This is a genomic window from Ideonella azotifigens, from assembly GCF_006519715.1.
In the GTDB taxonomy this organism is placed as follows: domain Bacteria; phylum Pseudomonadota; class Gammaproteobacteria; order Burkholderiales; family Burkholderiaceae_C; genus Ideonella; species Ideonella azotifigens.
The window spans coordinates 1-2,899 of the sequence record NZ_VIDT01000678.1; the positions used below are offsets into that span (position 1 = coordinate 1).

General features: G+C 68.9%; 3 protein-coding genes. All 3 read left to right on the forward strand.

All coding sequences use genetic code 11. The annotated features are described in order from the left end of the window. Window positions 1-103: 103 nt before the first annotated feature. On the forward strand, window positions 104-1,423 hold the full coding sequence (locus FKP22_RS26120) for a malonyl-CoA decarboxylase (protein ID WP_141290777.1): 1,320 nt from the start codon (window positions 104-106) through the stop codon (window positions 1,421-1,423). Between the two features lie 104 nt (window positions 1,424-1,527). Further along, complete coding sequence (locus FKP22_RS26125; RefSeq protein WP_141290781.1) at window positions 1,528-2,454, forward strand: Bug family tripartite tricarboxylate transporter substrate binding protein; 927 nt, start codon at window positions 1,528-1,530, stop codon at window positions 2,452-2,454. Window positions 2,455-2,467: 13 nt separating this feature from the next. Beyond that, the coding region (locus tag FKP22_RS26130; protein WP_141290779.1) for an enoyl-CoA hydratase/isomerase family protein at window positions 2,468-2,899 on the forward strand (432 nt) is incomplete at its 3' end.

Sequence of the window (2,899 nt, forward strand, 5' to 3'; positions counted from 1 at the left end):
CGCGCCGAACGCGCGATGCACGACCACCTGATGGCCCAGCTCGTCGCGCTGAAGGCGCTTCGGGACCAGGAAGCCCAAGAGACCTACGCCAAGGCCCACCCGAATGCTTGACGGACTGCTTCAGAAAGCCCAGGCGCGCAGCCACGAACGCGCGGTGCGCCAGCTGCGCCAGGACTGCCATGACCTGCTCTCGCTGCGCGGCGAAGCCAGCAGCCCGGTGATCGCCAGGCGCGTCATCGAACAGCTGGCGATCTTGAGAGACGACGGCCCGGTGCGCAGGCTGGACGACTTCTTCGAACTGCTGCTGGCCGACTTCAGCCCCAACCCGGCGGCGGTGCTCGAAGGCGCCCAAGCCTACGCGGCAAAGCCCGATGCCGAAGCGCTGATCCGACTCAGCGAGCTGGTCGAGCCGCCGCGCCAGGAGCTGTTCCGTCGCATCAACCGTGCGCCTGGCGGCACCGCGGCCTTGATCGCGCTGCGCCATGCGCTGCTGGAGCGGCTGCCCAAGCGGCCGGCGCTGAAGGCGGTGGAAGCCGACCTGCTGCACCTGCTGGGCAGCTGGTTCAACCCCGGCTTCCTGGAGATGCGCGAAGTCAGCTGGCAGTCGCCAGCGCAGTTGCTGGAGCAGCTGATCCGCCACGAGGCGGTGCACGAAATCGACGGCTGGGACGACCTGCGCCGCCGCCTGCAGCCCGACCGCCGCTGCTTCGCGTTTTTCCACCCGCAGCTGCCCAACGAGCCGTTGATCTTCGTGGAAGTGGCGCTGGTGCCGGCGATGGCCGACGCGATCGCGCCGCTGATCGCCAAGCGCGCCGAGCCGCTGCCGCCGGGCGACTGGAAGGTTGCCGTGTTCTATTCGATCAGCAACTGCCAGCCGGGGCTGCGCGGCGTGTCGCTGGGGAACTTCCTGATCAAGCGCGTGGTCGAGCAGCTCAAGCACGAGCTGCCGCAGCTCAAGACTTTCTGCACCCTCTCGCCCATTCCCGGCTTCATGGCCTGGCTGGGCAAGGCCGGGCCGTTTGCCGAGCTGCCCGGCGTGCGCACCACGGCCGCCGCGAAACTGGAAGCCGCGCGCACCCTCCTGCTTGCAGCGGGCGACGGCGACCTCGCCGCCCTCACCCGCCCGGCCGCGCACGAGGCAATGCGCCCGGAAGTGCAGCAGGCGCTGCTGCAGCTGGCCGCCTTCTACCTGAACCATTTTTCGCCGCAGCCCGGCGGCGACCCGGTGGCCCGTTTCCACCTGGACAACGGCGCCCGCCTGGAGCGGCTGAACCCGAATGCCAACCTGGCTGCCAAAGGCTTGAAGCAATCGGCCGGCATGATGGTGAACTACCTGTACGACCTGGCGCGCATCGACACCTGCCACGCGCGTTTCGTGAACGGCGAGGTGGTGCATTCCCGCGCCATCGCCGCGCTGCTGTGACCCCGCACCCATTCCAACAAGTCATCCCAAAGGAACCCAGCGTGACCCCAAGCTTCCACCGCCGCCGCCTGCTGTCGGCCCTGACCCTCGCCAGCCTCACCGCCATGACCGGCACTGCGCTGGCGGCCGACGCCTGGCCGGCCAAGCCCGTCACCATCATCGTGCCCTTCCCGGCCGGCGGCGGCACTGACGCCTTCGCCCGCCCGCTGTCGGCCGTGCTCTCGCACAACACCGGCAAGCAGTTCCTGATCGACAACAAGGGCGGCGCCGGCGGCACCGTGGGCGCAAGCATTGCCGCCCATGCTGCGGCGGACGGCTACACCTTCTTCATGGGCGCGGTGCACCACGCCATCGCCCCGGCCATGTACCCGAAGCTGGACTACAAGCTGGACACCGACTTCGTGCCGGTCGGCCTGATCTCCAGCGTGCCGCAGGTCATCGTCGTGAACCCGCAGAAGGTGCCGGTCAAGGACCTGGCCGGGCTGCTCGACTATGTGCGCAAGAACCCGGGCAAGCTGAACTACGGCTCTGCCGGCAACGGCACCTCGCACCACCTGGCCGGCGAGCTGTTCAAGCTGCAGACCAAGACCTTCATCACCCACATCCCGTACCGCGGCGCCGGCCCGGCGCTGCAGGACTTGATGGCCGGCCAGGTCGACCTGATGTTCGACGGCCTGGCCTCTTCGGCTACCCACATCAAGAGCGGCCGCATCAAGGCGCTGGCCGTCGCCTCAGACAAGCGCGCGCCGGGTTTCCCGGACGTGCCCACCTCCATCGAAGCCGGCGTGCCGAGCTACCAGGTCGCCACCTGGTACGGCCTGTGGGCGCCCAAGGGAACGCCCAAGGAAATCGTCGCCGCGATGCAGGCCGAGTTGAAGAAGGCCTTTGCCAGCGACGAGCTGAAAGGCATCTGGAACGGCCTGGGCGCCAACATGCCCAACCTCTGGGGCGACGACTTCGGCAAGTTCGCCGCGTCCGAAACCAAGCGCTGGGGCGAGGTCGTCAAGGCTTCTGGCGCAAAGCTCGATTGATGCGCTTCTCTGCATGACCGGCCAAGTCCACTTCCTGCCTGCCGACGCACAGGGCGTGGCCCGCGTGGTGTTCGACCACCCGGGCAAGCTCAACGCGCTGAACGCGCAGATGTGGCGCGAGCTGCGCACCGGATTCGACGCGCTGGCCACGCAGCCCCAGGTGCGCGTGCTGCTGCTGCAGGGTGCGGGCGGCGCCTTCGTGGCGGGCGGCGACATCGAGGAGTTCCCGGCCTTCCGCTTCCAGGCCGACACGCTGGCCCACTTCCACGAAGAGCTGGTGGCACCGGCGCTGGAGGCCATGTGGTGGTGCGACCTGCCGATGGTCGCGCAGATCGAGGGCGCCTGCGTGGGCGGCGGGCTGGAGATCGCCGCCTGCTGCGACCTGCGCCTGTGCGGCGAGGCCAGCCGCTTCGGCGTGCCCATCGCCAAGCTGGGCTTTCCGATG